The following is a 25,664-nucleotide window of genomic DNA, read 5'->3' on the forward strand; positions in this document are numbered from 1 at the left end:
ATGACCCAAACCGACGTCTCCGAGACCCAGATCACCGCGCAACTGGCCAAGCTCGGCGATCTTCGCGCCGCGATCGGCCAGGCGATCGTCGGGCAGGACGCGGTCGTCGAGCAATTGTTGATCGCGCTGATCGCCGGCGGCCATTGCCTGATGGAGGGCGTTCCCGGACTCGGCAAGACGCTGCTGGTGCGATCGCTCGGCGCGGCGCTCGCGCTCGATTTCCGCCGTGTCCAGTTCACGCCCGACCTGATGCCGAGCGACATTCTCGGCACCGAATTGCTCGAAGAGGATCACGGCACCGGCAAGCGCCATTTCCGCTTCCAGCAGGGCCCGATCTTCACCAATTTGCTGCTGGCCGACGAACTCAACCGCACGCCGCCCAAGACGCAGGCCGCGCTGCTCGAGGCGATGCAGGAGCGCACCGTCAGCTATGGCGGCACCACCTATACGCTGCCCGACCCGTTCTTCGTGCTGGCGACGCAGAACCCGATTGAGCAGGCCGGAACCTATCCGCTGCCCGAGGCGCAGCTGGACCGCTTCCTGCTCCATGTCCGCGTCGACTATCCGAGCGAGGCGGAGGAGCGCGCGATCATCGCGCAGACCACCGGCAGCCGCACCGCGACGGTGCCGCGCGTGCTTGGCGCGGAGGATGTGCTGGTGTTGCGCCGATGGGTGCGCGACGTGCATCTCGGCGAAGACCTGCTCGACTGGATTACGCGGATCGTCCGCGCGAGCCGACCCGGCGACGGGATGCCCGACGCGATCCGCACCTATGTCCGCTGGGGCGCGGGCCCGCGTGCCGGCCAATCGTTGGTGCTCGCAGCCAAGGCGCGGGCGCTGCTCCAGGGGCGGCTTGCGGCGACGCGCGACGACATCCTCGCGCTCGCCGCACCGGTGTTGCGCCACCGCCTGATCCTGTCGTTCGCCGCCGAGGCCGAGGGTGTCAGCCCGGACCAGGTCGTCGCGCGGCTCGTCGGCGCGGTGAGAGGACCGGGTGCCTGAAACGCTGATACCGGCTGACGTCCGGCACAGGTTGAAGGGACTGTCGCTGATCGCGCGGCGTGCAGTGGGGGATCGCGGCATCGGGCTGCATGCGAGCCATAGCCGCGGCACCGGCCTCGAATTCGCGCAATATCGCCCGTACGAGTTTGGCGACGAGCCGCGCCAGATCGACTGGAAGCTCTACGCGCGCTCAGATCGCTTCTTCGTCCGCGAGGCCGAGCGGGAAAGCCCCGTCGCGCTCTGGATCCTGCTCGATGCGAGCGCGTCGATGGCGCAGGTCGATGCGCGCCGCGCCAGTTTTTCGCGGCTCGATGCGGGCAAGGGCCTCGTCGCCGCGCTGGCCGAACTGGCTCTGGCGCAAGGCGACCGGTTCGCGTTCGCCGCGTTGCGCGACACGGGTCTCGCTCTCACGCGTCCGGCGAGTGGCACGAGGCACCGCGACCGGCTCCACCTCGACCTCCACGGCCTGGCGGCGGCGGGCGGTTTCCCTGAAGATGCCGCCTTGGCGCCGCTGTGGGAACGCATCGGCCAGCGCGACCTGGTGGTCATCGTGTCGGACTGGTTCGACCCCGCCTGTCTCGATCTCGCGCGTCGGCTGGCGGCGGCGGGGCGCGAAGTGCTCGGGATACAGATCTTGACGATCGGCGAACGCGATTTCGACTATGACGGCGGCTACCGGTTTCGCGATCCCGAGACCGGCGAAGAACTGCTGGGCGACGGTGCCGCGCTGCGGGCCGAATATCTCGGGCGGTTCGGCGCTGCGCAGGCGAGCCTCCACGCCGCGCTCGATGCGGCCGGCGTCCGCTACGCCGACCTCGTCCTCGACCAACCGCTCGACACGCCGTTGCAGCGACTGTTCGGCCGCGCCGGCAACCGGGCTGGCGGCGAATGACGCCGACGCTGCTGCTGCCGCTCGGCCTGGCTGCGCTCGGTGCGATTCTCGTCCCCCTCGTCCTGCATCTCGCGCGCCGGACCGAGCAGCGCCCGACCGACTTCGCCGCGCTACGCTGGCTTCGCCAGAAACCGCGCCCGCGCCATCGGCCGAAGTTCGACGAACTGCCGTTGCTCGCGGTCCGGATCCTGTTGCTCGCGCTGATGGCGCTTTTTCTGGCCGGACCTGAGCTTCTGAACACGCAGGACGCGACGCCCGTGATCGCCTTTGCGCCGGGCGTCGACCCCGTGACCGTCGCCCGCGATGCAAAGGCTCGCGCGATATGGTTGGCGCCCGGCTTCCCCCCGATCGACACCCCCGCCTCGCAGCGCGCAGGGCCGATCGGCAGTCTGGTCCGCCAGCTCGACACGCAGACCGCTGCGACGACGCCACTGACCATCGTCGTCCCCGCCATGCTCGACGGCGCGGATGCCGAACGCCCGCGTGTGTCGCACCGCGTGCGCTGGCATATCGTTCCCGGCGCCGTGGCGGCGAGCAAGCCCGCTCCGTCGCCGCTCCGCTTCGCGCTTCGCACCGACACCGCACATGCGACCGGCGCACGCTATATCCGGGCTGCAGCCGCCGCTCTTGAGCTCCCGATCGATAGCGGTGGTCCCGCGCGCGCTGTACCGAAGACGACGACGGCATTGATCTGGTTGGCGAGCGGTCCCCTGCCCGCCGCCGTCACCCGTTGGGTCGAACACGACGGCACGGCGCTCGTTGCCAGCGATACGGTGATCGAGGCTGGCGCCACCGTCTCGGCATGGTATGACGAGACGGGCCGACCGCTCGTCGAAACGCGCGCGCAGGGCAAGGGGCGCGTTGCGCGGCTGGTGCAACCGCTCAACCCGATCGCGATGCCGGCGCTTGAAGAACCCGCCTTCCCGAAAGCGCTCGCGGAGCTTCTCGCACCTGCGCCACCGCCAACGCGGGTCGAGGCGAGCGCGTACCGGCCGCTCCCCGGCGGCTTGGCCCCAGCAAGCCAGTCGCGCGATCTCCGGCCCTGGTTCGCGCTCGCCATCGCCGCCGCTTGGCTGGTCGAGCGCTGGCTCGCGACCCGCGCCAAACGGGCGATCGCGCCATGAGCGTGGAAACGCCGATCGCCGACTGGGCGAGGCCCGCGCGAACGCGATCGATGCGCGACGACGCGCTGCTGGCGACGCCGATCGTGATTTTCGTTGCGGCCCTGGGTTGGCGCCTGGCGAACCCAGCAACGGGCTTAGCCTTGGCAGTGCTCGGCGCCATCGCGACAGCGCTGACCGCCCGGAAGCGCGCGCGCCGTTACGACCGCCGCTGGTTGATCGCGGCGATCGATGCGGCGCGAAGCGACGTGGAGGACAGTAGCGACCTGCTGTTTGCCGATCCGGCATCGCTGACTCCGCTGCAACGCCTGCAACGCGCCCGGGTCGAGGCGCGACTGGCCGGCGAACCGGTGCCCGAGCTGTATCGCGCGCGATCGCACCGAGCGACGGTCGCGCTGTGGCTGGTCGCGGCCGCCGTCCTCGCCGCGATCGCGCTCTGGCCCGACCAAGCCGGATCCGGTGAACCATTGTCGCCGGCGCATGAAGGCGTCGCTCGACCGGGCATTCCTACGCTGACGGCGCAGCGCCTGACGGTGCTCCCGCCCGCTTATACCGGCCTGCCCCCGCGCGCGCTCGGCACGCTCGACGCACGTGTTCCCGCGGGCTCGCGGCTCGAATGGACGCTCGCCTTCACGCCCGATCCTGCTGCCGCCGTGATCGCCGTCCTCGACGCAAGCCGCACCGCGCTTTCCAGATCGGGCGCGACATGGACGGCAACGCGGACCGCAGACCGATCGCTCCTCTACCGCGTCGTCGCGGCAGGCGGCCAACCCGCGCCGCCGCTCCACCGTATCGACGTAGTCGTCGACCAGCCCCCGCGAATCCGCCTCGTCTCGCCCAGCGCGACGCTGATCCAGATGTCCCCCGGCCAGCGCAGCTGGTCGCTGTCGTTCGAGGCGACCGACGATTACGGCGTGCAGGCCGTGGCATCGCTCCGCCTCGTCGTCGCGCAGGGCGAAGGCGAGAATGTCCGCTTCAGCGAGCGGACCGTGGCGGTCCGTGGGACCGGTAATTCTCGCCGCCGCATCTTCGCGACGACCATCGCGCTCGAAGGAACCGGCTTTACCGAACCTGGTGACCTCGTCGCGCAGCTCACCGTCGCCGACGGGCGCACACCGTCGCCGCACCGCGTCGTCGGCCCGAGCGTCATCCTTCGCCGCCCACCGGCAAGCGGTGCCGAAAGCGGACTGGAGGCGATGACGCGCAGGACGATGCCCGCCTATTTTAGCAGCCAGCGGCAAGTCATCATCGACGCCGAAGCGTTGCTCGCCGAGCGCCCCCGCCCCGCGCCCGACCGCTTTCTCGCCCGCTCGACCGCGATCGCCGACGACCAGCGCCTTTTGCGCATGCGCTATGGCCAGTTCATGGGCGAGGAAGTCGGCGGTGGCGCGACCAACGCGATGCCGACCAGCGACGCGGAAGAAGGCGCCGCGCCGCCGGCAGACGAGCATGCGGGCGAACCGCCCACTGCGCCGCCGCGATTCGGGCAGGAGAGCGCGATCGTCGAGACGTACGGGCATACCCACGACGAAGCCGAGGCCGCGACGTTGCTCGATCCCGGCACGCGCGCGACGTTGCGACAGGCGCTCGACAATATGCGCCAGTCCGAGACCGCACTCCGGCTGGGCGACCCCGGGCGCGCGCTGCCGTTCGCGTACAAGGCGCTGCGGTTCATCAAACAGGTCCAGCAAGCGACGCGCATCTTCCTGGCGCGGACCGGATCGCAACTGCCCCCGGTCGATCTTGCACGCAGGCTGACGGGTGACCGTTCCGACATGGCCGCGAGCACGCTCGGCGCGACCGTTGCAGACCCGGTCGATGCGACGCCTGGTGCGATCTGGGCGGCACCCGATACGCGCAGCGACGCGGGCGGGCTGGACGCACTGGCGCGCTGGCTCCGCGCGAACGAGGCGCGCGTGCCCGATCCGCTCGCGCTGTCCGCCGCGATCGATACGGTCCGCCGCGATCCGACATGCGCCGCCTGCCGTGCGAAGCTGCGCGGTACGCTCTGGAGCGCGTTGCCACGGCCGACACCCGGGCTGACCCGACGGCCGGCGGGAGACGCGGTCGGCCGCCGGTATCTGGACGCGCTGCGATGACCGTCGCGCAAAGCGTTGCCGCAATCCTGGCGCTTGCGGTCGTGCTCGGCTGGGTGCGACTATTGTTGTGGCAGCGGCGTGCCCCGGCATCGTTGCGCGCACGGGGCTGGCGCCTCACCGCGTTGCTGGCGTTGCAACCGATCGCCGGCCTGTTGCTCTACTATACGCTGTTCCCGCCCGCGAGCGCCGGAAAGGCGACGGGCACGCTCGTCATTGCGACGGCCGGGGCGCCCCGTTTCGTCACGACTGGAGTGGGCGAGCGGTTGATCTCTCTACCCGAAGCGTCGGGCGTGGTCGGCGCCGAGCACCTGCCTGATCTCGGCACGGCGGTCCGGCGCTATCCCGATGCCGGCGCGCTGCGGATCATCGGTTCGGGTCTGGAACCGCGCGATCGGCAGGCGACCGCGGGACTGGCGGTGCGCCTCGAAGCGCCACGCGCGCCACACGGCCTGATCGCGCTGCAACCGCCCGGACCGATCGCGGCAGGCGCGCGGTTCGCGGTGACGGCGGGCGCCGGGGGGCTCGCGGGCGGATCGGCGGAACTGGTCGATCCAGCGTCGCGGATCGTCGATACGCAACCGATCGGACCGACCGGCGAGTTTGCGCTTTCCGGCACCGTCCGGGCCGCGGGAACGGCGCTATTCACCTTGCGTCTGCGCGACGGATCGCGCGCTTTGGTCGAGCAGGCATCGGTACCGGTCTGGGTCCCGGCCTCGTCACCCGCTCGCGTGCTGATCCTTGCCGGGGCACCGGGGCCCGAAGTCAAATATCTGCGCCGTTGGGCGACCGATGCGGGGTTGGCGCCGCAGGTCCGCGTCGACGTGGGCGGCGGCGCGTCGCTCGCCGATACGCCGCCTGCCCTCACCATGGCCGCGCTTGCAAAGGTCGACGCGGTGATCCTCGACGATCGCGCCTGGGACGGGCTCGGCACGGGCGGGCGGCAGGCGCTCGCGGCGGCGGTACGGGGCGGCATGGGCCTCGTCGTGCGGATCACCGCGCCGGTGCCACGCGGCTGGCAGGTCCTTGGTCTCAGCGCCCGCGGCACGGCCGACGTCGCGCCGGTGACGTTGCGCGCCGACGCGCCCAGCGACGATGCGCTCGCCGCGCGGCGCGGTCCGGGCACGCGCGACGCCCCCGCGTCGATCGCCGGCGCGCGCGACACCGTGCCGGAACTCACGCGGCAGGCGGTGACCATCGCCGGGGGCATGCCTGTCCTTCGCGACATTCGCGGCACCGTCCTTGCGGCATCGCGGGGCAGCGGACGCGGCAAGGTCGCGTTGGTCAGCCTGCAGGACAGCTTCGCGCTCGTCACCAGCGGGCATGGCGACGTCCATGCCCAGCTCTGGAGCGAACTCGTGTCCGCCGTCGCGCGTCGCCAGGCGGGTCCGGTTGTGCGGATAAAGGCTCCGGCATTCGCAGGCCAGCGCATGACGATCTGCGGCGCTGGGTCCATCAGCGTTACCGATGCCGGAGGACGCGAAGGTCGCGCGCTCGTCGATCCCGCGACCGGGGCTGCCGATTGTGCCGGCTATTGGCCCGATGTTGCCGGCTGGCACCGTGTGTCAGGCCCTGCAGCCCGCCCCTTCTACGTCTATCCGGCCGACGCGCTGCCCGGCCTTCGTGCGGTGGATCGTCGCGACGGGACGCTCCGTTTGGTAGGACCCGGCGACCGTACGGGCGTGGGGACGGTCGAAGACCGTCGCGGACCATCCTGGCCGTGGTTCATCGGCTGGCTGCTGGTCGCCGGGCTGCTCTGGTGGCTCGAGCGCGCGCGGATCGGCCGGGGTGGCGTGCCGGTATTCGAGAGACAGACGGAGATTGTGAGCCGGGACCCATACTAGGCTCGCCTCGCTTCAAGACCGGGTGTCGCCGCGCGCTGGAATGACGTTGAGCGCTAGGAAGGCGATCCCCGCGCCTGCCATGACCACGCCCGCCCACAGGATCGGGCCGAAGATCCATCCGCGCGAAAGTATCGCGGGGACGACGCTCCCGACCAGCGCGAGCCACCCGCCGTTGCGCAGCAGCCTGCGCCGCGCCGCCTGCGGGCAGTGCCCGAAGCGGCGTCGATGATGCGCATCGGTGGCGAGCCCGAGCAGTCCGAACGCGGTGGTGGTCAGGAGAAGTGACAAGACGCTCATTCGGCGGGCTCCAGCATGGCGGCCGCGGCGGTGCGGGCGCTGCGTACGCGCCTAGCCGCGGGGCGATGGCGCGCGACGCGGCGGGCGAGCAGGAGGAAGGCGATGCCGAATAGCGCCATCGTCGCGTCGATGCCCGCGATCATCAGGTCTCCGATCGCCAGCATGGCGAACAGCCCGCGATCGGTCGCGGCAACGTCGTACACCGGCACTGCGACGAGCAGCACGCCGGTCGCCGCGAACAGCAAAGGCCAGACCCGCGCTGGCCGGGCGACGAATGCCATCGCTGCGGCCAGCGCCCACGCGATGAACAACATATGCACCTCCCAATCGGCGCGTGCATGCAGCGTGACCGGAAGCAGGCGGTTCGCGCAGAAGAAGCATGCGATCCCCAGCGGAAAGCCACCGATCACCGCGACGTTGAGCCGCTCGACCATGCGGAATCCGATATGCGGTCGAGTCGGATCAGGCAGGCGTTCGCGACGCTTGACGGTCCACAGCACGAGGCCGCTTGCGACCATCAGCGTGCCCGCGATCCCGCAGAGGAAATATAGCCAGCGGCCGCCGTTCCCCGCGAACCGTCCGGCGTGGAGCCCGACCATCGCACCCGCGGTCTCGGCAGCGGCGCCCGGTGGCGGTGAACGCCAGACGAGGCGGCCCGTAACGCCGTCATAGGTCAGTTGCGGCGTCCGGGACGAGAGCATCGAATTGGCGCTCTGGCTGACCGTCACGCGTGCGGCGGCGTCGCCGGGATTGCTGACCTCGATAAAGCTGGCGGGCGCGCCGAGCCGGTGTTGCGCGTCGGTCGCTATCCGTCGCAGGTTGATCAGCGGCGCGGGACGTCCGGTCCGCTCGACGGCTGCGGCGGTCGGGAAGAGCGCGGCGAACACCGTCTTCTGATCGGTGTAGTTCGCGACGACCGCCCAGGGCATCAGCAGCGTCATCAACGTGACCAGCCCCGTATAAGTGATCATCAGGTGGAACGGCAGCGCCAGCACCGCGGTCGCGTTATGGCCATCGAGCCATGATCGCTGGCCCCTGGCGCGGCGGAGCGTGAAGAAATCCTTGAAGATCTTCTTGTGCGTGACGACCCCGCTGATGATCGCGACCAGCATCATCATCGTCGCGAACCCGACCAGCCAGCGCGCCCAGATCACCGGCATGTAGTGAAGATCGAAATGGAACCGGTAGAAGAACTCCCCGCCCCGCGTCTCGCGCGCCTGCGCGACCTGCCCGTCGGCGCCGATCAGTGCCTGCGTATCGCGACGCCCTCGACGGCGTCCACGTCCGCGCTCTTCGCCAGGCTTGGGCTGCGGCACCCAGAACAGCTGCGCGCCCGGTGATCGTTCGGTCGCCACCGGGATGATCCAGCTCTTGGCGTCGGGCGCCTTCCTGGCGAGGTACGCCTGTGCGCCAGCGAGCACACGCATCGGCTGTTCGACGCGCGCGATCTCGGGCCGCATCCAGCGATTGAGCCCCTCGCGCCAGAACGCGATCGTGCCCGCGACGAAGACAAGGAACAGGATCCAGCCGAGCAGCAGTCCTGACCAGGTGTGCAGAAATGCCTGCGACTGCCGGAAGCCCTTGCTCATAACCGCCCCGTCGCGTCGATCGAGATCCATGCGATCGCAGCCGCGAGTCCGGCGGCCACGGCGAGCGTCCAGACCGCCCGCCAGCCGCTGCGCGCGGCGAAGGCCCAGATCGCCGCGATCGCGCACAGCGCAAGCGCGATCAGCGAAGCGGTGACGCTTGCCTCGGCGCGGTCGCCGGACAGCAGCCGCGCGATCGCCATCGCCCACAGGCTCGCCGTCGCATAGCCGAGCGGCACCGCAGCGACGACGCGCAGCGCTATGTCGCCGCGACGCGCCCAGCGTGCGCGGGCATGCATATCGCCCGCGGTCATTCGAAGCTGTACCGGAGCGTCGCGAACGCGGTGCGCGGGCTGCCGTAAAAGTTTCCGCGACCGGTCGCGGCGATTCGGGCATAATAGCTCTTGTCGAGCACGTTGGCGACGTTGACCGAGACATCGACCCGCTCGCTGAACCTGTACCCGGCGCGCAGGTCGAGCACCGCATAGCTCGGCTGGCGGACGATCGTTGAGCGCGTGCGCAGCGTCCCGTCGGCGTTGATCACCGCCGCGTTGCCGCCGAAGGTCGAGCTGAACCACGTCACGCTGCCGCCGAGGCTCGCGCCCGCCAGCGGTCCGTCGACCGGTGCATAGTTGGTGAATGCCTTGATCATGTGCTTCGGCACGATCGGTACCAGCGGCAACCCTTCGAACGCCGCGGTCTGGTCCTCCAGATATTTGGTCCTGGTGTAGGTGTAGCCGCCATTGATCCGCCACCCGGGGAGTATCTCGCCGCTCGCCTCCGCCTCGATCCCGCGGGAGCGGACCTTGCCGGTCTGGAGCACGACGGTCTGGATGTCGGGATCGTTGAACAGGCGGTTGGTCTGCGTGATCTGATACGCCGCCGCCGACAGCAGCAGCCGGTCATTCATCAGCGAGAGCTTGGTCCCCGTCTCATATTGCGCGCCGATCAGCGGCTCGATCTGCTGCCCATCAGGACGAGCCCGTCCGACGGGTGCCGCCTGTGGCGTGAAGCTGTCCGCGTAGCTTGCATAGAGATTCAGCCGCGACGTCACGTCCCAGACGATCCCGGCATAGGGGGTGAAACGGTTGTCGACGCCATAGCGCGTCGACGGCGGTAGAGCGCTGCTCGGCGTCAGGAGCGTGGTCGTCGTGGTATCCCACCATGTCACGCGACCGCCGCCGATCAGCGTCAGGCCTGCGACCGGGCTCAGCCGCATTTGTCCGTAAAGGCCATATTGTTCGACGTCGGTCGCAGTGCCGCCATAGATTTGCAGGACGCAATTGGCGGGGGCGGGCGTGATCGCGGTGCTGGTGGCGGGACAGGTCGCGCCACTGCCCTGTACGGGATAATAAGGCGACGCGCCGTACGGGTTCAGCGGCGGCTCGAACGGCGACACCGGATTGTAGACGTCGATCCGCGCATAGTTGGACAGCCTCGTGGCGTAGGACGTGCCCGAACTCGCCTGATAATCGGTGCCGAGGATCAGCGTCTGGTCGCGCCCGAACAGCGGGAAGCTGCCGATGCCGTTGAAATCGAACGCGCGCGTCTGCTGCTTGCTGTCGCCGCGATACGCGATGTGGTTCGTCGCGCCGTTGGTCGCGGTGACCGGCTGGTTGCCGATATAGCTGTAGATGTCGACGCGATCGACGTCGGTGAACAGCCCGGTCGCGCGCAACGTCCACCGGTCGCTCATCTTGTGTGCCAGTTCGGCAAATCCGGTCCAGGTCTCGGCGTGGAACCGGTTCCAATCGGCGCCGAGATAGGTCGACCGCATCACGTCGAGCAACCGCCCGTCGCTTCCGTCCGCGCCGCCGATAATACCCGGCAGGCCAGTCTGCACCGCCGGGCGGAAGCGATCGTAATAGCCGCCGACGGTCAGCGTGGTGCGCGCGCCGATCTCGAGCGAACCGACCGCGAACCCGCCGATGCGGTTGCGGTGGGCGGTGTCGAAAAACTGGTCTTGGTCTTGCGCCATCGCGCCGACGCGCAAACCCGCGCGCGGGCCGATCGGTGTCGAAACGTCGAGCTCGAACCGCGCATTGTCATAGCTGCCATATCCGGCGCTCGCCTGCATCCTGAACGCATCGAGCGGTCGCTTCCGCATCATGTTGATGCTGCCCGCCGGGTTGCCCGATCCGCTGAACAGCCCCGCCGGGCCGCGCAACACCTCGAGCCGGTCGTAGAAAAACAGGTCCGGGACGGCGGACGGGAAATTGAACGCGAACGTCGGTACGCCGTCGATCAGATAGTTGGTGATCGCGAACCCGCGCGAGAAGAACGACGGATCCTCGCTGCCGACGCCGTTGACGGTGATCCCGTTGGTCGCGGTCAGCGCGTCCTCGAGCGTGAACAGGTTCTGCGCCTCGATCTGCTCGCGGTCGATGACGGTGATGGTGTTCGGCGTGTCTTTGAGCGGCGTCACGGTCTTGCCGACCTCGCGACCATAGCTCTTGCCGATCACCATGATCTCGTCGGACTTCTGCGTCTCGTCCGATCCAACGGCGCCCGGTTCTTCGCCGTTCGCCGGAAGCGGCGCTCCGGCCAGCGCTACACTCGCCAGCAAAATACTCGAAAAACTCATACCGAACCCCCGTTGTCGGGTGTCCTGTATGTCACTCGCTTTTGCGAGTCACTATCAATCTAACGCTTTTGTCATCTTCGCGGACTATTGGGCGAAGCGCTTTCCGGCAGTCAGAGGGCCCTCCACCTTGTACCGTTACGGGGCTCCCGTCAGCGTGATGCGGTTGCCGAGATGCCGGAACGCGCGATCTCGACAGGTCAGCAGGATTACCTGCATCCGCGTCGCGGCATCGGTCAGGATCTCGGTCATCAGGTCGAGGCGGGTGTCGTCCGAATAGACGAGCGGGTCGTCGAGGATCAGCGATACCGGCATGCCCTGCTCGAGCAGCATGTCGGCAAAGGCGAGCCGGGTCAGGACCGCGAGCTGCTCCTGGGTGCCCTTGGAAAGGTCACCGCAATTTTCGCCGGGACCGCCGCGGGCGATCGACGTCAGCCCCAGGTCATCGCCGAAATTCGGATCGGCACCGGGCAGGAGTCGCTCGATGTAGCGGCGCGCGCGCCGCGCCACCGGCCCGACGAAGGTCCGCGAGGTCTCCACACGCGCGCCTTCCAGCGTGTCGCGCAGCAGCTTCAGCGTGTCCGCCTCCTGCGTGACGCGCGCGAGGTTGGCGGCGGCGGCGTCCGCTTCTTCGCGTGCGACGGCGGCGCGGTCCGCCAGCCCCTTGCCGCCTTCCGCCTCGATCCGCGCCTCGAGCCCGGCGATCGCCTTCTCCAGATCGATGCGCTGCGTCCGGGCGACTTCGGTACGTTTGTCCAATATTCCGATCTGCCGTTCGATCGCCGCGACATCATGTGCGGTCGCGGCCCGTTCGGCATCCTGCAAACGGACCAACGCCTCGGCTTCCCGCTGCCGTGCCGCCGACAGCGCCTCGTCCAGCCGCGCGACCTCGGGCTTGGCTTCCAGCGCCGCGAGCTGCGCTACGGCGTTGGCGGCATCGCGCTCGGCACCGGCTGCCTGCACCATCAGCGGCGCATTGCGGGCTTCCAGTTCGCGCAACTGTGCCGCCGCTGTCTCATCGGTTCCTTCCGCCCTCGCGAGCGCGGAATCCGTGTCCGCCGCCGTCACGGTCAAGGCGGCGAGGTCTGGTTCTTCCTGACCCGCCTCCCCTTCCATGCGTTCCGGCAGGCCTGCGACGAAGGATTTCAGCGCCGACGCCCCCGCGGCGATCCCGAGCGACGGCACGGCTGGCGTGACCGCGACGATCTGCGCCTCGATCGTGCGAGCGTTGGCGGCGGCATCGCGCGCCGCCTCGTTGCGCGCGCGGGCGTCCGCGACACTCGCCACGCCGTGGTCAGCCAGCGCCGCGGCAAGATCATCGCGGGCGTTGGCGAGCGCCGTCTCGGCGCTTTGGAGCCCGGCTGGCGGACGGATGATCACCTCGGCATCGCCAAGCCGGATACGCGTCTGGCGCGAGAGCGTCCGGTCGCCTGGTGTGGCCGGGATGCCGTCGATCTCGATGCCGCTGACGTCGCCCGCGAACTCGACCCGGGTCGCCCCGGCCTCGACCGCCGCGCGCGCCTTGTCGACGGCGCGTTCGCGGTCTTCCAGTGCCTTGATGACGCCGGCGGCGATCACAGTCGCACCAAGCGCGCGCGCTGCGGCGAGTTCGGCCTCGAGCGGCAGCAACTCGGCATTCCGCTGGCGTGCGTGGGCGATCTCGGCCTGCCGTGTTCGGGCGGCAACCAGCCTGGTGGCAGCATCGAGTGCGGCATGCGCCCTACGACGATCGTCGCGGGCCATCGCAAGCCGATCCCGCGCCGCGCCAGAGCGCTCCCGCGTGCCGGCCAACTCCTCTTCCAGACCCGATCGCGTGTCCCGCGCACTAGCAAGCGCTGCGGCTGTGTCGCTGACCGCCTTCCTAGCCTCCGCGAGACGCACGGTGAGATCCTGCAGCGACTTGACCTGATCGGCGAGGCGACCTTGCTCGGCCCGCCTCGTATCGCGCAATTGTGCTGCAGACCGTGCCACGTCGATCTGCCCGACCAGTGCCTTTCGCCGCTCTGCGTCCGTCGTATCGGCGAGATCGCGGTCCAGCAGCTTCAGCCGCGCGCGCGCAGTCTCCAGATCAACGAACCCCTGTTCGAGCGCGGCTAGACGCGCGGCCGCTTCGCTCGCAACCCGCTCCGCCGCCTCCTGCTCGGTCCGCGCTGCCGATTGCCGACCGCTCGGCCGACCGGTGTTGGTCCAATAGTCGGCGAACTGGCTGTCGATCCGGGGCCGGACACGCTGATAGGCGGCACCGCCCATGATCGTGCCGACCTCGGCCTCGAGCGTCGCACGGACGCTGTCGCGGACGATCTCGCCGGGCGGCGTGACGTCGAGCGCCTGCGCCTGCCCGACCCAGAGCAAGCCAAGCGCGCCGTGCGCGGCTGCGTCGCCTGCCTGGCTGGTGTCGCGACGCGCGCCGAGCAACGCCTGTAGCTGGGCTTCGGCATCTTCGCCCTGCGCACGGCCATTGGGTCCGCGGACCTCGACCGAGGCACTTTTCAGGAAGCGCTTGCTGACGTGCCAGTCCTTGCCCTGCGCCTCGAAATCGATCTCGATCTGCGGCGCGACGGCTTCGCCATGTGGGGCATAGCTGCGCGCCAGCCGGTTGGCCGTGTTGTGACGGATGAAGAACGCCGCGCGCATCGCTTCGAGCAGCGTCGACTTGCCCGTCTCGTTGGGCTCGATGATGACGTTCAGGCCGTCGGTCAGCCCGTCGAGTACGAACGGATCGCGGAACTTGCGGAAGTTGGTCAGCGCGACGCGCCGGATCTTGAGGCTCATGCTGCGTCCTGTCCGCGCTGATATTCGACGAACAGGCGTTCGAGCGCCCGCTTGGCGGTGACGGCGTCGCTGCCGCCGGCCTCGATGATCGTCATCAGCTTCGCCGCGGCGGTGCCGATCATGCCCTCCACGCGAAGATCGACCAGATCCCGCTCGCTCGGACGACCGACCAGGTCGTCCGCCATAACCGCGAGATGGCGCAGGCGATGACGCAGGTCATTCTCGAGCTTGCCGAGGATCGCGATCCGGTCGGACAGGCTGACGATCCCGGCAAGCGACAGCTGGAGCAGCGTCGCCGACGGCTCGATCGGTCCGAGCAGCCGGTCGCACGCCGCGGCAAAGCCGTCCGCATCCGGGATCGTCCAGTCGCGCATCAGCCACTGGAACCGCCCCGTCCGGATCGGTGACACGACCGGCTCGACGCCCGGCTCGAGCGTCACGAGCAGCGCATACCCCGGCTCGTCGCGCTGGAACCGATCGGTTTCGGGCGTGCCCGAATACCAGGTTCGGGCGTCGACGCGTAGCGCGCCATGCCAGTCGCCGAGCGCCAGATAGTCCAGGTGAGACCGCTGGGCGCGATCGGGCGCGATCTGGTTCTGCGCTTCGCCACGTGACGAGAAATCCCGGATCGACCCATGCGCCAAGCCGATGCGGAGCGTCGCGCCCGGCGTCTCCGTCGTGTCGAACACGGCGGTCGGGTCGTCCAGATTATGCCGGTGCGTCAACGGGGCCGGGAGGAGCCAGTGGCCGGGTTCGAGCTCGCACGGCACGGCCTCGGTAATGACGCGGATGTTCGCCGCCCCCTTGGCGCGGACGCGGTCCCACAGGCCGCTGTTGCGCGCGAAGTCGTGATTGCCGGGGAGCAGCCACCAGGTGCACGCATAACGCTGCATCCGCGACACCGCCTGCACGATGACGCGATCTTCCGGTCCCTCGGTATCGAACACGTCGCCTGCGACGAGCACATGCGCAGCGCCATGCTCGACCGCGGCCTTACCGATCGCGGCGATCGCATCGAACCGCGCCTCGCCGAGTGCTGCACGGACATCGCCGTCGAAGCGGCCATAGGGTTTGCCGAGTTGCCAGTCGGCGGTGTGGATCAGGCGGAGCATGCAGGCTTTCTAGTCATGGAGGGGCGCGGTGGGACGTATCCCCCTGCCCTACTCTGTACCGGTCCGCCAAGTTAACCCGCGATGTGGATGTCCGGCTGTAGCCGGTAGTCCGGAGCGACCGCGGGCCTAAGACCGCCCACGGTTGCCCCGGACACCGACATCAGAACCGCAGTCGCAACCCCGCGGTCAGGCTCTCCTGGTGATCGTCACGGCCGGTCTGCGAGCCGACCGAGCTGAACAGGTCGAGTCCGCTCGGCAGGCGATAGGCGATGCCCGCCGCCGCCGTGCCGACCAGCCGCGCCCGCTGCGCGCCGAGCGCTTCGAGGCCCAGGCCGCCGCCAGCATAGCCGGCGACCGCGTCGGTCCGAGTCCCCTCGATCTGGTACCGCGCGCCGAGCGACACGAACGGACGGAAGGGGTTCGTCGACACTTCGGGCCGTGCAAACGACAGGCCGGCATCGGCGAAGCCCGCGACATGGCGGTCGCGTGCGACGGTCAGCGCGAACGGACTGCCGCCCGTTTCCGCCACGCCGTCGCGCGTGGTGCGGACATAGGTAACACCCGCGCGAGGGCGAAGCGTCCAGTCCGACGCCATGTCGAGTTCGTAGCTGACCGAGACGTCGCTGACCCAGCTGTGGAGGTCATAGCGCCCGTTGGCGGACGCCGCCCCCGGCAAGGCGCGGTCGGTCCGGGCCTTGCCACCATCGTAGAGGACCGATGCGGTCACGCCGAACCCACTCGGGGTGAGATAGCGGCCATGGACGCCCGCGACGACACCGTCGAGCTTGGTCTGCGCGCCCAGTGCGTCGATCTGCTGGCGATCGTTGAGATAGCCCGCAAACCCGCCGACGCTCAGCGTGCGTTGCCGACACCGACGCCGCCCAGGAAGCCGTAGCTGCGGCTCTGCGCCATCGCGGTACCCGTGGCCGACTGGCGGTGAAAGTGGCCGGGCGGCAGCCCGGCCGGCTGATTCACATCGGTGGCGTCAGGCCGTCCTTGCCGATCGCAACCGACTTTGCCGCGCTCGCGCCCGGCGGTGTGACCGCGAACACCTTCTGGCCCTTTGCCAGGACCGTTTTCTGCGTCGGGTCGAACCGGACGATCGGCACCCCGGCCGGTACCGCGACCTTCACGCTGCCGCCCTTGTAAGACACCGAGAGCACCCGATCAGTCGTCGATGCCGCGCCGTCGGACGTAGCACCACCGGTCACCGTACCGTTGGTCATCGCGCTCTGGGGCTCGACCGTGCCGTTGGTCATCGCACTCTGCGCATCGACGGTGCCGTTGGTCATCGCGCTCGATCCCGCCGAATCGCCACCATTGGCCGCGACGACGCCGGGAACATCCCACGCATAATGCCCCTCACCCGTACCGCGCATCGATTCCGGGAAGATCACCACTTCGACGGCGCGGAGCGCGGTCTTGGGGCCGGTCGTCGCGGTGCCGATAAAGTCGCCATCCTTCAGCGACGAGAGGCTGGATGGCACCACCCAGGCATAGCCGGTCTTGGCGTCGAGCGGCACCGTGACGGTCTTGCCGTCATAGGTCTGCACCGTGAGTGCATCGGCGGTCACCGCCTGCACGGTGCCGCGCACGCGACCGGTCGAGGCGGCGGCGGTCGCAGCGGTGTCGTTGCCGGTCGCGTCGTTGCCAGTTCCCGTGCCGGAGCATCCGGCGACCAGCGTCAGTACGGCGCCCATCAGGGCCAGGCTTTTGATCCGGTGCATGCAATATCCTCGCAGTAAGCATCGCCGACAATTCGGCGCCGTCGGTGACGGGATCATGTTCGCCGCCTTCCAGCGACTTACGTGATCCGATCATCGGCGGCCGGGGAACGCTCCACGTGCGATTATGGGCGCAGGAGATGGGACCGCTCGGCACTTCACCGACGGCGGTGGCGATTGCGGCGCATATCCGCACGACCAACCTGCCAGCTGTGCAGACTATGTTATACGCCGCTTAACATCGGTCAAAACAAAACCAGACTCGGTGTCGCGTTTTACAGACATAATCGCATCATGCCGCATTGCACCCTGTGATGACCGATGCGCGCGCCGCTTCGGCCACCATGGTCGTCGGCAAATCCTGTCCACTTTTTGAGTTTGTCGAGCTGCGCCTCTTCGTCGCGATACAGGGAATTCAGACACCTAGCTGGCCCATCCCACGGTGTTACTGTCCGATATCAGCATCGTCGCGCGCCCATCCAGTACCGAAATAGATACCAGCAACAGGACTTTATGAACCACGGGGATGGCCTGACATACGCCTGAAATCAAATCGCGATCTGCAAGCCATCAAGAGCCCGGCCAAGCCATTTGCACGACGCGGTAACCGACCCAAGTAACATTGGGCAGTTGGGGAGGAAGATCATGTCCAAGTTCAGTCTGCTTCTATCGACATCGCTGCTGGCATGCTTTGCCGCCGCCGCGCCCGCCTTCGACGCAGCATTGATTCAGTAGCGGAAGCTGACGATCATCCCGAACGTCCGTGGATCGCTGAGCGCCGCGCGGTCGGTGCTCACCTGCAGCGGGCCGCCGGCGGTCATGCTTGGCGTGACCGGTCATGCTTGGCGTGACGCTGCCGATCGCCCAGCCGTCCGGCAGGAACCGGTTGTCGGTGAGATTGCGGACATAGCCGGTGATCGAGAATTGCGGGGTGATGATCAGCGTCGCGTTGAAGTCGGCGAGCGCCTGCGAATTGACATGGCCGTACGGACCGGCGCCAAGATCTGCCCATTCCTGCGTTAGCCGCGACCGGTCGTGTGCGGTGAAGAAGCGGACCACGCCGCGCAGCGCCAGCCTCGCGTCGCCGCCGAGCGGAATCCGGTGGTCATAGGCGACGTTGCCCTGGAGCGGCGGCACGCCTGATACCTTCTGCGTCGAGAAATAGGTCTTGTAGATGCCGAAATCCCCATAGCGCGCATTGGTGTAAGACGCGTTCAGGCTGAACGTGCCGTTCGCCCAGGGACGCGCCTGCACCTCGAGCTCCGCGCCATAGGATCGCAGCGGCACGGTAATCGTGCGGAATGTCGGATTGCCAGGGTTTTCGGGCGTAAGGTTGATCTGCGCGGTCTGGTAACCGGCCGAACGACGAAAAACGCCGGGACTGGAAGCTATTCCAGTCCCGGCGCTGTGTTCGCTCAGACGGGCGTCGGAAGCGCCCTCTACCTTGGCCTATTTAGCGCCGATCACCGTCGTGCGCTGGAGGATGCGCCACTCGCCGTTGCGCTTTTCGAGGACGTCCTCGTAATGGCCGGGCAGCCCGACGATCGTCGTCTTCGTCTTCAGATCGGGATAGACGCTCACGAAATAGCCATATTGCGTCGCGCGCGTCGGGCTCTGGAACTCGAAGTGATGGCTCAGCGACAGATGCCAGGGCGGGTTGCCATTGCCGATCGCGTTGGGCAGCGGCCCTCCACCCGGCGGGGCCGGCGGTGGCATGGCCGCAGCGCGATACGGCATCGTGAAGCTCTTGCCCGGTTCGGGCTGCGCGGTGATCGTGGCCTCGGGCCAGAACGCGCGATCGAACTGCGCCATGTCGTGGCGTTCGAGACCGAGCGTATAATTGTCCACGGCAGCGTTCATGCCGACCCAGTCGTCGACGGTCGGCTTGAAACCGCTTGCGCTGGCGCCTGCCGCCGCTGGCCCCGGCCCCGGCCCCGGCCCCGGTCCTTGGGCCTGCACCGCGCCGGACGCGAGTACCAGGCACGCCCCAACCATCCCCGTCAAATATCGCATGATATCTTCCCCCTAAACCGGTCGTGACGTCACTTTGGGTCTTTCGCCTGCAGCTTCTTGAGCACGTCGGCGGGATCCTGCATGATCGATTCGTTGCTCGCCGGATCGAATTCGAGCGGATCCGCGCCCGAGCCACAAACCCATTCGGCGGGTATGCCCGCATCGCCGCGGTTACGCTTGAAGATCTGCGTGTTGGCGACATAGGGCTTGGTCCAGACCGTGTCGTCGTAGATCGTGAGCGTGATCTCCATCGTGTCGGGGTCGAGCAGCTTCATCCGCTCGACCATTCGCAGATTGGGTCCGTGCGGGCCAAAGATCGACTCGATCGGCAGGACGAAGTTGCTCGTGCCCTTGCCCGGAAAGTTGGTGTACTGGAACAGGATGTCGTCGGCGAAGGCGATGCTCTCGACGACGAATTCGTTGCCCTCGAAATGGCCGATCGAGTCGCCCAGATAGCTCGGGTTCGGGCGCGCGGCGTGCTTGCCGTTGACCTTGATGAACCGGGTCATGCTGCTGTTTTCGATATAGATCGCGATCATGCCGGGCTCGAAGAAGAACTTGAGCGGCGAACCGAGACGCTGGATCGTCGGCATCCCCGGCGTCTTGCAGCCTGCGCCGGCGAACGGAATGTCGGTGATCGGCTTGAACGCATCGGCATAGGCCTTCGCCTTCGGCGTCAGCGGCGTCTGCGGCTCACGATCCAGGAACGAGGTGACGCTCTGCCAGTTGCCGGCAAAGAAATCGGGCAGCTTGGTGACGTCCGACCATTTGGATCCGAGCGCCGTCGACGCGGGCTGCATCGTGTTCGGCGAAGGAGCCTGCATCGGGATCGCGGTCGGACGCTCCAGCGAGCCCGGGGGCCCCGGCGGCGGACCGGCCTGCGCGATGCCGGCCGAGGGCTGCGCCATCATGGCCGAGCCCATGATCGCCGCCAGCACTGTCTTGCGATTTTTCATGATCATCCCCCCGATCAATTACCAGGTGCGAAGCCGGGGGGCGGTGCGCCGAACCCAGCGCCCAGCACCTTGCCGTTGGCCAGCTTGACATCGCTGATCAGGCCGACCGGCCGGCCGTTGCGGCTCGGGCTGGCGGTGACGGTCACCTTGTCGCCGGTCTTCATGTCGCTCGAATTCCAGCCGCTGCGCGCGAGCATGCCCGCACTGCCGGCCTCGAACCCCCAGATTTCCTGCGCGCCGCCGGGCTTGGTGGTGCGGATGTAGAGCCAGGAATGCGGGTTCGACCACACCCACTTTTCGACGGTACCGCTGACGGTGATCTTCCTGGTCATGTCGAACGGCGCCGCCGAATGATGCGCGGCCACGGGAATTGCTACGGCGACCAGCAACGATGCCGCCACTGCTGCCGAAATACGGGTTGAACTCAGCACTTTCACCGCAGTCACCTTTCGAAGTTCCAATAGCCGAGGCTACAGCACAGTCTCGCCGGCACCACAGAGCCAAAGCGTTGCCTCGGCTTAGACCGCAGGACTCCGCCGAGTTAGGTGCTACAATTGGCCCCGCGAGCTCGGCCGGAGGACGGATCGAAGCGTCGGCAATCTTTGCACCTAACTCGGCGCGCCGACGCACGCGACAGCGCACGATCATGAAGCTGGCAACACGCAAGGATGGTTCGCCCGACGGCAGGCTGCACGTCGTATCGCGCGACCTGACGCACACCGTCGCAGCAACTGCGATCACCCCCACGATGCAGACCGCGATCGAGCAGTGGGATCTGGTCGCGGGTGCGCTGGAGGACCTGTACGACGCGCTCAACGCCGGCAACGCGCGCGGTGCGGTGGCGCTCGACACGCGCCGGCTCGCCGCGCCGCTACCGCGAGCCTGGCAATGGCTCGACGCGTCCGCTTTTCACTCGCATGGCGACCTGCTCGAATAGGTGTTCGGGCTCGATCCGCCGCCCGAGAAGCGCACCGTGCCCTTGATGTACCAGGGCGCGGGCGACGACCTGCTCGGCGCGTGCGACGACGTTCCCCTGCCGTCGGAAGAGGACGGGATGGATTTCGAGGCCGAGCTGGTCGCGATCCTCGACCGGGTACCGATGGGCACGACCGTTGCGCAGGCCGACCGCCATATCCGCCTGCTGACGATGGCGAACGACACCAGCCTGCGATCGCTCGCGGCGAAGGATTTGAAGACCGGCTTCGGCTTTCTGCAATCGAAGGGCGCGACGACGTTCGGACCGGTGGCGGTGACGCCCGACGAGCTGGGGGACGCATGGCGCGACGGCCGGGTCCACCTGCCGCTCCACATACACTGGAACGACGCGGCGTTCGGCCGTCCGGACTGCGGCGCCATGGGCTTCTCGTTCGGCGAGCTGATCAGCCACGCCGCGCGGACGCGCAATCTGGCGGCGGGCACGCTGATCGGCACGGGCACGATTTCGAACGAGAATTTCCGCGAGGTGGGATCGGCCTGCATTGCCGAGCGTCGCGCGATCGAACTCGTCGACGAAGGCGCGCCGAGAACGCCGTATCTGAAATTCGGCGACCGCGTGCGCATCGAGATGTTAGATACCGACGGACGGTCGATCTTCGGCGCGATCGAGCAACGCTATGTGCGCGCCGACATCGGCTAGCCGGTCACTGGTGGTTGTGCCGGCCATTGTCCTCGACGCCTACCGCCGTCCCGCCGAGTATTTACACCTAACTCGCACCCGCTGCCCAACCTAATCCGACATGATGCATCTGGCAGGATTCCGCTCGATCGCGCCCCAAGGCTCGCGATCGCGCGCGACGTCCAGCCTCGTCGAGGGAAATCACGCCTATGATCACCACCGAACGCCAGGCCGGCACCTTGCAGGGCATCTTGCTGCTCCTGCCGATCACGATGGCGGTCATGGGCCTTATCGTGCTGGTGCCGATCCTGCCCGCGATGATGGCGCATTTCCGTGACGTCCCCGGCGTCGACTATCTGATCCCGCTGATGCTGACCCTGCCGGCGTTGTGCGTGGCGGTGCTCTCGCCCGTCGCCGGCGTCGTCGTCGACTTTTTCGGGCGGCGCAAGACCTGCATCGGCGCGCTGGTGATCTACTCGATCGTCGGCATCCTGCCGATCTTCCTCGAAAGCCTGACCGCGATCATCGTCAGCCGCGTGGTGCTCGGCGCGATGGAGGCGCTCGTCGTGATCTCCAGCACGACGCTGATCGGCGACTATTTCCACGGCCGTGACCGTGAGAAATGGCTCGCCAACCAGACCGCGGTCGCCTCGCTGTCGTCGATCTTCCTTGCACTGCTGGGCGGCGCACTGGGCAGCTTTGGCTGGCGCGGTGCCTTCGCCGCGTACGGCGTCAGCATCGTCTTTGCGATCGCGCTCCTCCTCTGGACCTGGGAACCGCGCAAGAGCGACGAGCCGCTCGAGGAGTTCGCCGCACCCGGCGCCCGCTTCCCGTGGAGCACCATCCTGCCGATCTCGCTGGTTGCCATCTTCGGCGGCACGATGTTCTTCACGATGCAGATCCAGGTCAGCAGCATGCTGAGCGAGTATTACGGGATCAGCTCGACGAGCGCGCTCGGCCTGTACAGCGGATTGGCCGGACTGTCGGTCGCAGGCGGTACGCTGCTCTACCGGCGTTTCACCGCGCGCTTCATCACGCCGACCCAGCTGCTGATCGCGTTCGGGCTGCTCGGCGTCTCGTACGTGCTGATGAACTATTCGCCGACGCCGCAGCTGTTCACGACGTGGCTGGTCATGAACCAGATCGGCTCGGGCATGCTGCTGCCCGCGCTGGTCGTCTCGGCGATGGGCCGACTGCCGTTCGAGGTTCGCGGTCGCGGCACGGGGATGTTCATGAGCGGATGGTGGCTCGGCCAGCCGCTGAGCAGCCAGGCGGTCGCATTCATGCGCGGCCATAATGGCGGCAACCTGCCGGCCACGTTGCAAATCCTCGGTATCCTGTGCCTCGTCGCCGCCGCGATCGCGCTCGCCAGCCGCGTCCGCGGATCGACGCCACCGGAGACATTGGCGGCCGGCTGAGCCCGAACCCGCGACTGCTCACCCTAGGGCGATCCGCCAGGATTGAAGTATCCCGGGCGGGGGCCCTTTGATCTCGGCGATCGGTTCCTGCGCATCAAGCATGTACAGCGGGCAGCTGCGGATGGTCTGGACCTCGCCGGCCTTCAGTCAAAGGCGGCCCGATCGGGCCGCGTCGCCCAGGCGGGCACCGGCACCGATGCCGCCGCACCAAGCAACAGTGCACGGCGATCACGGCCTGCGCTCACGATCGCAGCGTCATCCCTGCCCTGTCACGCTTTATCACGACTTCGGTCGGCCTTGTGTGCGCCAGTGCCTCGAGCCGCGCCAATGCCACCTGCGGCCTACGCACGATCGCGCCGACCTGAGCGCCGCGCTCGGTAAAGGCGAAGGCACTGGCCGCCTGATGCCAGCGCAGCGCGTTACTTGCCTAGTTTTTCGAACACCGGGTTGGGCGGTCCCCATTGGCCGCCAAGAAGCTGATCAAGACCCGCGATGCCGCCGCCATCGGCGGTGCGCAGCTGGTCACCGTCGGTCCAATGCTCGATCTCGTGACCCCATGGATCATTCCAGTAGTCGAAGATCTGGCTTCCCAGAATGTGCCGGCCGACGCCCCAATGCTGATGCCAGCCTGCCTGGATCAGGAAATCATGCCCCGCCATCAGATCATCGACATCGGCCACCTCGAACGCCGAGTGCATGAACTCGGGCGGGCCTTTGGGCGGCTGGAACAGGAAGATGGTGTGGTGATCGCACGGTTCATCGCCCCGATCCGCGCGCATGAAGGCACCGATCGCGACACCCGGCTCGGGCTGAATCTCGTCCGAGGTGACGAAGCCGAAGCGCTCCTTGTACCATTGCTCGGACCGCCGAAAATTGGATACGCCGAACACGCAGTGACCAAGCCGCTGGACGTGCGACGCCCCCTGACGGACGCGGCGAAAGCTGCCGATGCGGGGATGTTCGCCACCGTGATTCCACGGCATCGGATAGGGCAGCGTCCGTTCGACCTGCGGCAGCGTCTCCTGCTCGGCGACCGCCTCGATCAGGAAACCGTCCGGGTCGGTGAGCCGCACCACGAGCCCAGCGCCGGGTGCATCGAGCGGCTCGACCAAGGCGCCGTCGTGCGCCGCCAGCGCCTCGAGATCGGCGCGGTCGCGAACCCAGATCCCCAGTGCCTTGAAACCGGGTTCACCGAGCTCGGTCGCATGGACGAACGGCGCCCGGCCGGTGCCGCGCATGAACAAGCGATCGGGCGCCTGATCGGACACCGAGTCGACCATGCCGAAGTCCAGCAAGAAATTCTGCATCTTGGCGAGGTCGGGCGCGCTGAATCGCACATACGCCACATCGACTGCTTTCGCGATGCTCATCGGTATCCACTCCGCGTTGTTGCCGCACGTTTTCGCACGCGCAGGTTTCGGGGTCGGGGCGATCGCGGCGGGGGAAAACCGACCGCCACCCACCCTGCTCATTATGACCTTTATAGTCATTATTGAACTATATGGTCAATTTAAACCTGGCAATTTCAGCAGTCTTTCCGCCGCATCCGCGCACCGTGCGGATCGGTCAGGCGAGCGGGTAGGAATAGCCGATCCAGCGGCCGAGGAAGACGATCACCAGCCAGAGCGTGAGCGAGCTGAACCCCGCGATCTTCGCGGCGCGCGGTGTCGGCAGCCGGTCGTCCCAGTCGCCGATCCGGCGATACGCGGTCAGGTGGAAGATCGCCATGTTGATCCCCGCGACCAGGATCGTGAGCAGCTTGAAGCGGAACGGCATGCTTTCATAATAGCCGGTCGCGTTCGACAGAAAGAGCAACGTCCCCGAGATCAGCGCGAGCACGAACGCGACCCAAGTGAAGGGCAGCATGTCGACGATCAGCTGGCGCGCGCCGCGGCGGTGCGAGGCCACGCCGATCAGCCGCAGGTCGACGATCGCGATCGTGCCGACGACCGCCGTAATCATCAGGACGTGGACGCTCTCGATCCACGGAAACAGCGTCGCGCTCTCGCGAACGGTGGTCCCGATCGTGGAATCGTACAGCGTCTGCATGAGCGCGTTGGGCGGCACGGTGTCCGGCATCATGGCATGGTCTCCGGAAGAATGAGGGGTGTCACTGGTAGTAGGCGATCCAGCGACCGCAGAAGACGACCGCCACCCAGATCGCGAGCGACGCCCAGGCCAGCGGCCTGATCAACGCGGCGGCGCGCGCATGCTCGATCCGGTAGTCGGGATGCAGGATCGGATAGCGGAACAGCAGGGTCAGCACGAAGCCGGTGAGCACCAGCGCCATCTTCGCCCAGAACACCGGGTTCATCAGCACGCGGTAGGGCTCGCCGAGCCCGAGGACGAACCCACTCGCCAGCAGCAACGCTAGCGACGACCACATCCACGGCAGATGCCGCTTCACCACCGCGCGCGGCGCCTCGTCGGTCGCCAGCACGCCCGCCAGCCGCAGGTCCATCACCATCGCCGCGCCGACGACGCCTGCGATCGCGATGATGTGGATGCTCTGCACCCCGGGGATGATCCAGCTGGTCTCGCGGATCCCCGTGCTGAGCGGGGTGCCGTAAAGGTGGTTGGCGAACTTCGCGACTGACATGATCTGCTATCCTAAGATGTGCGCGTATCCCGGACG

General features: G+C 67.7%; 24 protein-coding genes. 8 read left to right on the forward strand and 16 right to left on the reverse strand.

The genetic code is table 11. From position 1 onward, the window contains the following. The 5 genes from EV283_RS17170 to EV283_RS17190 are packed head-to-tail and all read left to right on the forward strand — an operon-like array spanning position 1 to position 6,955. Positions 1-1,002, forward strand: a complete 1,002-nt coding sequence (locus EV283_RS17170; protein WP_130327489.1) for a MoxR family ATPase — start codon at positions 1-3, stop codon at positions 1,000-1,002. Then, positions 995-1,894, forward strand: coding sequence for a DUF58 domain-containing protein (locus EV283_RS17175; protein WP_130327491.1), 900 nt, complete (start codon positions 995-997; stop codon positions 1,892-1,894). The genes EV283_RS17170 and EV283_RS17175 overlap by 8 nt, the downstream gene beginning before the upstream one ends. Further along, the gene (locus tag EV283_RS17180) at positions 1,891-3,018 is read left to right on the forward strand and encodes a BatA domain-containing protein (protein ID WP_130327493.1); all 1,128 of its coding nucleotides are present in this window, start codon (positions 1,891-1,893) and stop codon (positions 3,016-3,018) included. Before EV283_RS17175 ends, EV283_RS17180 begins: the two co-directional genes overlap by 4 nt. Next, the gene (locus EV283_RS17185) at positions 3,015-5,114 is read left to right on the forward strand and encodes a DUF4175 family protein (RefSeq protein ID WP_130327495.1); all 2,100 of its coding nucleotides are present in this window, start codon (positions 3,015-3,017) and stop codon (positions 5,112-5,114) included. Before EV283_RS17180 ends, EV283_RS17185 begins: the two co-directional genes overlap by 4 nt. Then, a complete protein-coding gene (locus tag EV283_RS17190; protein WP_130327497.1) occupies positions 5,111-6,955 on the forward strand; it encodes a carboxypeptidase regulatory-like domain-containing protein in 1,845 nt (614 codons plus the stop codon). Before EV283_RS17185 ends, EV283_RS17190 begins: the two co-directional genes overlap by 4 nt. 12 nt (positions 6,956-6,967) lie before the next feature. Here the strand turns inward: EV283_RS17190 and EV283_RS17195 are convergent, their stop codons facing one another. From EV283_RS17195 to EV283_RS17250, 13 genes are all read right to left on the reverse strand, one after another. Next, complete coding sequence (locus tag EV283_RS17195) at positions 6,968-7,252, reverse strand: DUF3325 domain-containing protein (protein ID WP_130327499.1); 285 nt, start codon at positions 7,250-7,252, stop codon at positions 6,968-6,970. Further along, positions 7,249-8,841 carry a PepSY-associated TM helix domain-containing protein gene (locus EV283_RS17200; protein WP_130327501.1) on the reverse strand — a complete coding sequence of 531 codons (1,593 nt, stop codon included), beginning with the start codon at positions 8,839-8,841 and terminating at the stop codon, positions 7,249-7,251. Before EV283_RS17200 ends, EV283_RS17195 begins: the two co-directional genes overlap by 4 nt. Beyond that, a complete protein-coding gene (locus EV283_RS17205) occupies positions 8,838-9,137 on the reverse strand; it encodes a hypothetical protein (protein WP_130327503.1) in 300 nt (99 codons plus the stop codon). Before EV283_RS17205 ends, EV283_RS17200 begins: the two co-directional genes overlap by 4 nt. Positions 9,138-9,148: 11 nt before the next feature. Continuing rightward, positions 9,149-11,422 carry a TonB-dependent siderophore receptor gene (locus EV283_RS17210; RefSeq protein WP_130327505.1) on the reverse strand — a complete coding sequence of 758 codons (2,274 nt, stop codon included), beginning with the start codon at positions 11,420-11,422 and terminating at the stop codon, positions 9,149-9,151. 135 nt (positions 11,423-11,557) lie between these two features. Further along, on the reverse strand, positions 11,558-14,191 hold the full coding sequence (locus EV283_RS17215; protein ID WP_130327507.1) for an AAA family ATPase: 2,634 nt from the start codon (positions 14,189-14,191) through the stop codon (positions 11,558-11,560). Continuing rightward, entirely contained in the window at positions 14,188-15,303 is a 1,116-nt protein-coding gene (locus tag EV283_RS17220) for a DNA repair exonuclease (RefSeq protein WP_130327509.1), read from the reverse strand. The genes EV283_RS17215 and EV283_RS17220 overlap by 4 nt, the downstream gene beginning before the upstream one ends. Positions 15,304-15,463: 160 nt before the next feature. After that, the gene (locus EV283_RS17225) at positions 15,464-16,159 is read right to left on the reverse strand and encodes an autotransporter outer membrane beta-barrel domain-containing protein (RefSeq protein WP_207223194.1); all 696 of its coding nucleotides are present in this window, start codon (positions 16,157-16,159) and stop codon (positions 15,464-15,466) included. Then, positions 16,156-16,278, reverse strand: coding sequence for a hypothetical protein (locus EV283_RS19590; protein WP_278044240.1), 123 nt, complete (start codon positions 16,276-16,278; stop codon positions 16,156-16,158). Before EV283_RS19590 ends, EV283_RS17225 begins: the two co-directional genes overlap by 4 nt. Further along, positions 16,275-17,030: a hypothetical protein gene (locus EV283_RS17230; protein ID WP_207223177.1), complete on the reverse strand. Its 756-nt coding sequence runs from the start codon at positions 17,028-17,030 to the stop codon at positions 16,275-16,277. Before EV283_RS17230 ends, EV283_RS19590 begins: the two co-directional genes overlap by 4 nt. 663 nt (positions 17,031-17,693) lie before the next feature. Further along, positions 17,694-18,314 carry a TonB-dependent receptor gene (locus EV283_RS17235; RefSeq protein ID WP_130327511.1) on the reverse strand — a complete coding sequence of 207 codons (621 nt, stop codon included), beginning with the start codon at positions 18,312-18,314 and terminating at the stop codon, positions 17,694-17,696. A 162-nt stretch (positions 18,315-18,476) separates the two neighbouring features. After that, on the reverse strand, positions 18,477-19,040 hold the full coding sequence (locus tag EV283_RS17240) for a nuclear transport factor 2 family protein (protein WP_130327513.1): 564 nt from the start codon (positions 19,038-19,040) through the stop codon (positions 18,477-18,479). A 29-nt stretch (positions 19,041-19,069) separates the two neighbouring features. Further along, positions 19,070-19,996: a hypothetical protein gene (locus EV283_RS17245; RefSeq protein WP_130327515.1), complete on the reverse strand. Its 927-nt coding sequence runs from the start codon at positions 19,994-19,996 to the stop codon at positions 19,070-19,072. Positions 19,997-20,010: 14 nt separating this feature from the next. Then, positions 20,011-20,442, reverse strand: a complete 432-nt coding sequence (locus EV283_RS17250; RefSeq protein WP_242616046.1) for a DUF6152 family protein — start codon at positions 20,440-20,442, stop codon at positions 20,011-20,013. 200 nt (positions 20,443-20,642) lie between these two features. On the opposite strand from EV283_RS17250, the gene EV283_RS19620 reads away from it, so the two are divergent. From EV283_RS19620 to EV283_RS17260, 3 genes are all read left to right on the forward strand, one after another. Next, positions 20,643-20,933, forward strand: coding sequence for a hypothetical protein (locus EV283_RS19620; protein ID WP_347400228.1), 291 nt, complete (start codon positions 20,643-20,645; stop codon positions 20,931-20,933). Continuing rightward, a complete protein-coding gene (locus tag EV283_RS17255) occupies positions 20,934-21,632 on the forward strand; it encodes a fumarylacetoacetate hydrolase family protein (protein ID WP_347400229.1) in 699 nt (232 codons plus the stop codon). A gap of 188 nt (positions 21,633-21,820) precedes the next feature. Then, positions 21,821-23,029, forward strand: coding sequence for an MFS transporter (locus EV283_RS17260; RefSeq protein WP_130327517.1), 1,209 nt, complete (start codon positions 21,821-21,823; stop codon positions 23,027-23,029). 419 nt (positions 23,030-23,448) lie between these two features. Here the strand turns inward: EV283_RS17260 and EV283_RS17265 are convergent, their stop codons facing one another. The 3 genes from EV283_RS17265 to EV283_RS17275 form a co-directional block, all read right to left on the reverse strand. After that, on the reverse strand, positions 23,449-24,399 hold the full coding sequence (locus EV283_RS17265) for a VOC family protein (RefSeq protein WP_130327519.1): 951 nt from the start codon (positions 24,397-24,399) through the stop codon (positions 23,449-23,451). Between the two features lie 196 nt (positions 24,400-24,595). Then, complete coding sequence (locus tag EV283_RS17270; protein WP_242616047.1) at positions 24,596-25,111, reverse strand: DUF6644 family protein; 516 nt, start codon at positions 25,109-25,111, stop codon at positions 24,596-24,598. 28 nt (positions 25,112-25,139) lie between these two features. Continuing rightward, positions 25,140-25,628 (reverse strand): DUF6644 family protein, encoded by a 489-nt coding sequence (locus EV283_RS17275; protein ID WP_130327521.1) that lies wholly within the window; start codon positions 25,626-25,628, stop codon positions 25,140-25,142. Positions 25,629-25,664: the final 36 nt, after the last annotated feature.

Source organism: Sphingomonas sp. BK036 (assembly GCF_004216825.1).
GTDB lineage: Bacteria > Pseudomonadota > Alphaproteobacteria > Sphingomonadales > Sphingomonadaceae > Sphingomonas.

What these genes read in the sequence shown, in the direction of transcription:
- EV283_RS17170 (WP_130327489.1), top strand. Translation starts at nt 1, where the DNA reads ATGACCCAAACCGACGTCTCCGAGACCCAGATCACCGCGCAACTGGCC.
- EV283_RS17180 (WP_130327493.1), top strand. Translation starts at nt 1,891, where the DNA reads ATGACGCCGACGCTGCTGCTGCCGCTCGGCCTGGCTGCGCTCGGTGCG.
- EV283_RS17185 (WP_130327495.1), top strand. Translation starts at nt 3,015, where the DNA reads ATGAGCGTGGAAACGCCGATCGCCGACTGGGCGAGGCCCGCGCGAACG.
- EV283_RS17190 (WP_130327497.1), top strand. Translation starts at nt 5,111, where the DNA reads ATGACCGTCGCGCAAAGCGTTGCCGCAATCCTGGCGCTTGCGGTCGTG.
- EV283_RS17195 (WP_130327499.1), bottom strand. Translation starts at nt 7,252, where the DNA reads ATGAGCGTCTTGTCACTTCTCCTGACCACCACCGCGTTCGGACTGCTC.
- EV283_RS17200 (WP_130327501.1), bottom strand. Translation starts at nt 8,841, where the DNA reads ATGAGCAAGGGCTTCCGGCAGTCGCAGGCATTTCTGCACACCTGGTCA.
- EV283_RS17205 (WP_130327503.1), bottom strand. Translation starts at nt 9,137, where the DNA reads ATGCATGCCCGCGCACGCTGGGCGCGTCGCGGCGACATAGCGCTGCGC.
- EV283_RS17210 (WP_130327505.1), bottom strand. Translation starts at nt 11,422, where the DNA reads ATGAGTTTTTCGAGTATTTTGCTGGCGAGTGTAGCGCTGGCCGGAGCG.
- EV283_RS17215 (WP_130327507.1), bottom strand. Translation starts at nt 14,191, where the DNA reads ATGAGCCTCAAGATCCGGCGCGTCGCGCTGACCAACTTCCGCAAGTTC.
- EV283_RS17220 (WP_130327509.1), bottom strand. Translation starts at nt 15,303, where the DNA reads ATGCTCCGCCTGATCCACACCGCCGACTGGCAACTCGGCAAACCCTAT.
- EV283_RS17230 (WP_207223177.1), bottom strand. Translation starts at nt 17,030, where the DNA reads ATGCACCGGATCAAAAGCCTGGCCCTGATGGGCGCCGTACTGACGCTG.
- EV283_RS17240 (WP_130327513.1), bottom strand. Translation starts at nt 19,040, where the DNA reads ATGCGATATTTGACGGGGATGGTTGGGGCGTGCCTGGTACTCGCGTCC.
- EV283_RS17245 (WP_130327515.1), bottom strand. Translation starts at nt 19,996, where the DNA reads ATGAAAAATCGCAAGACAGTGCTGGCGGCGATCATGGGCTCGGCCATG.
- EV283_RS19620 (WP_347400228.1), top strand. Translation starts at nt 20,643, where the DNA reads ATGAAGCTGGCAACACGCAAGGATGGTTCGCCCGACGGCAGGCTGCAC.
- EV283_RS17260 (WP_130327517.1), top strand. Translation starts at nt 21,821, where the DNA reads ATGATCACCACCGAACGCCAGGCCGGCACCTTGCAGGGCATCTTGCTG.
- EV283_RS17265 (WP_130327519.1), bottom strand. Translation starts at nt 24,399, where the DNA reads ATGAGCATCGCGAAAGCAGTCGATGTGGCGTATGTGCGATTCAGCGCG.
- EV283_RS17270 (WP_242616047.1), bottom strand. Translation starts at nt 25,111, where the DNA reads ATGATGCCGGACACCGTGCCGCCCAACGCGCTCATGCAGACGCTGTAC.
- EV283_RS17275 (WP_130327521.1), bottom strand. Translation starts at nt 25,628, where the DNA reads ATGTCAGTCGCGAAGTTCGCCAACCACCTTTACGGCACCCCGCTCAGC.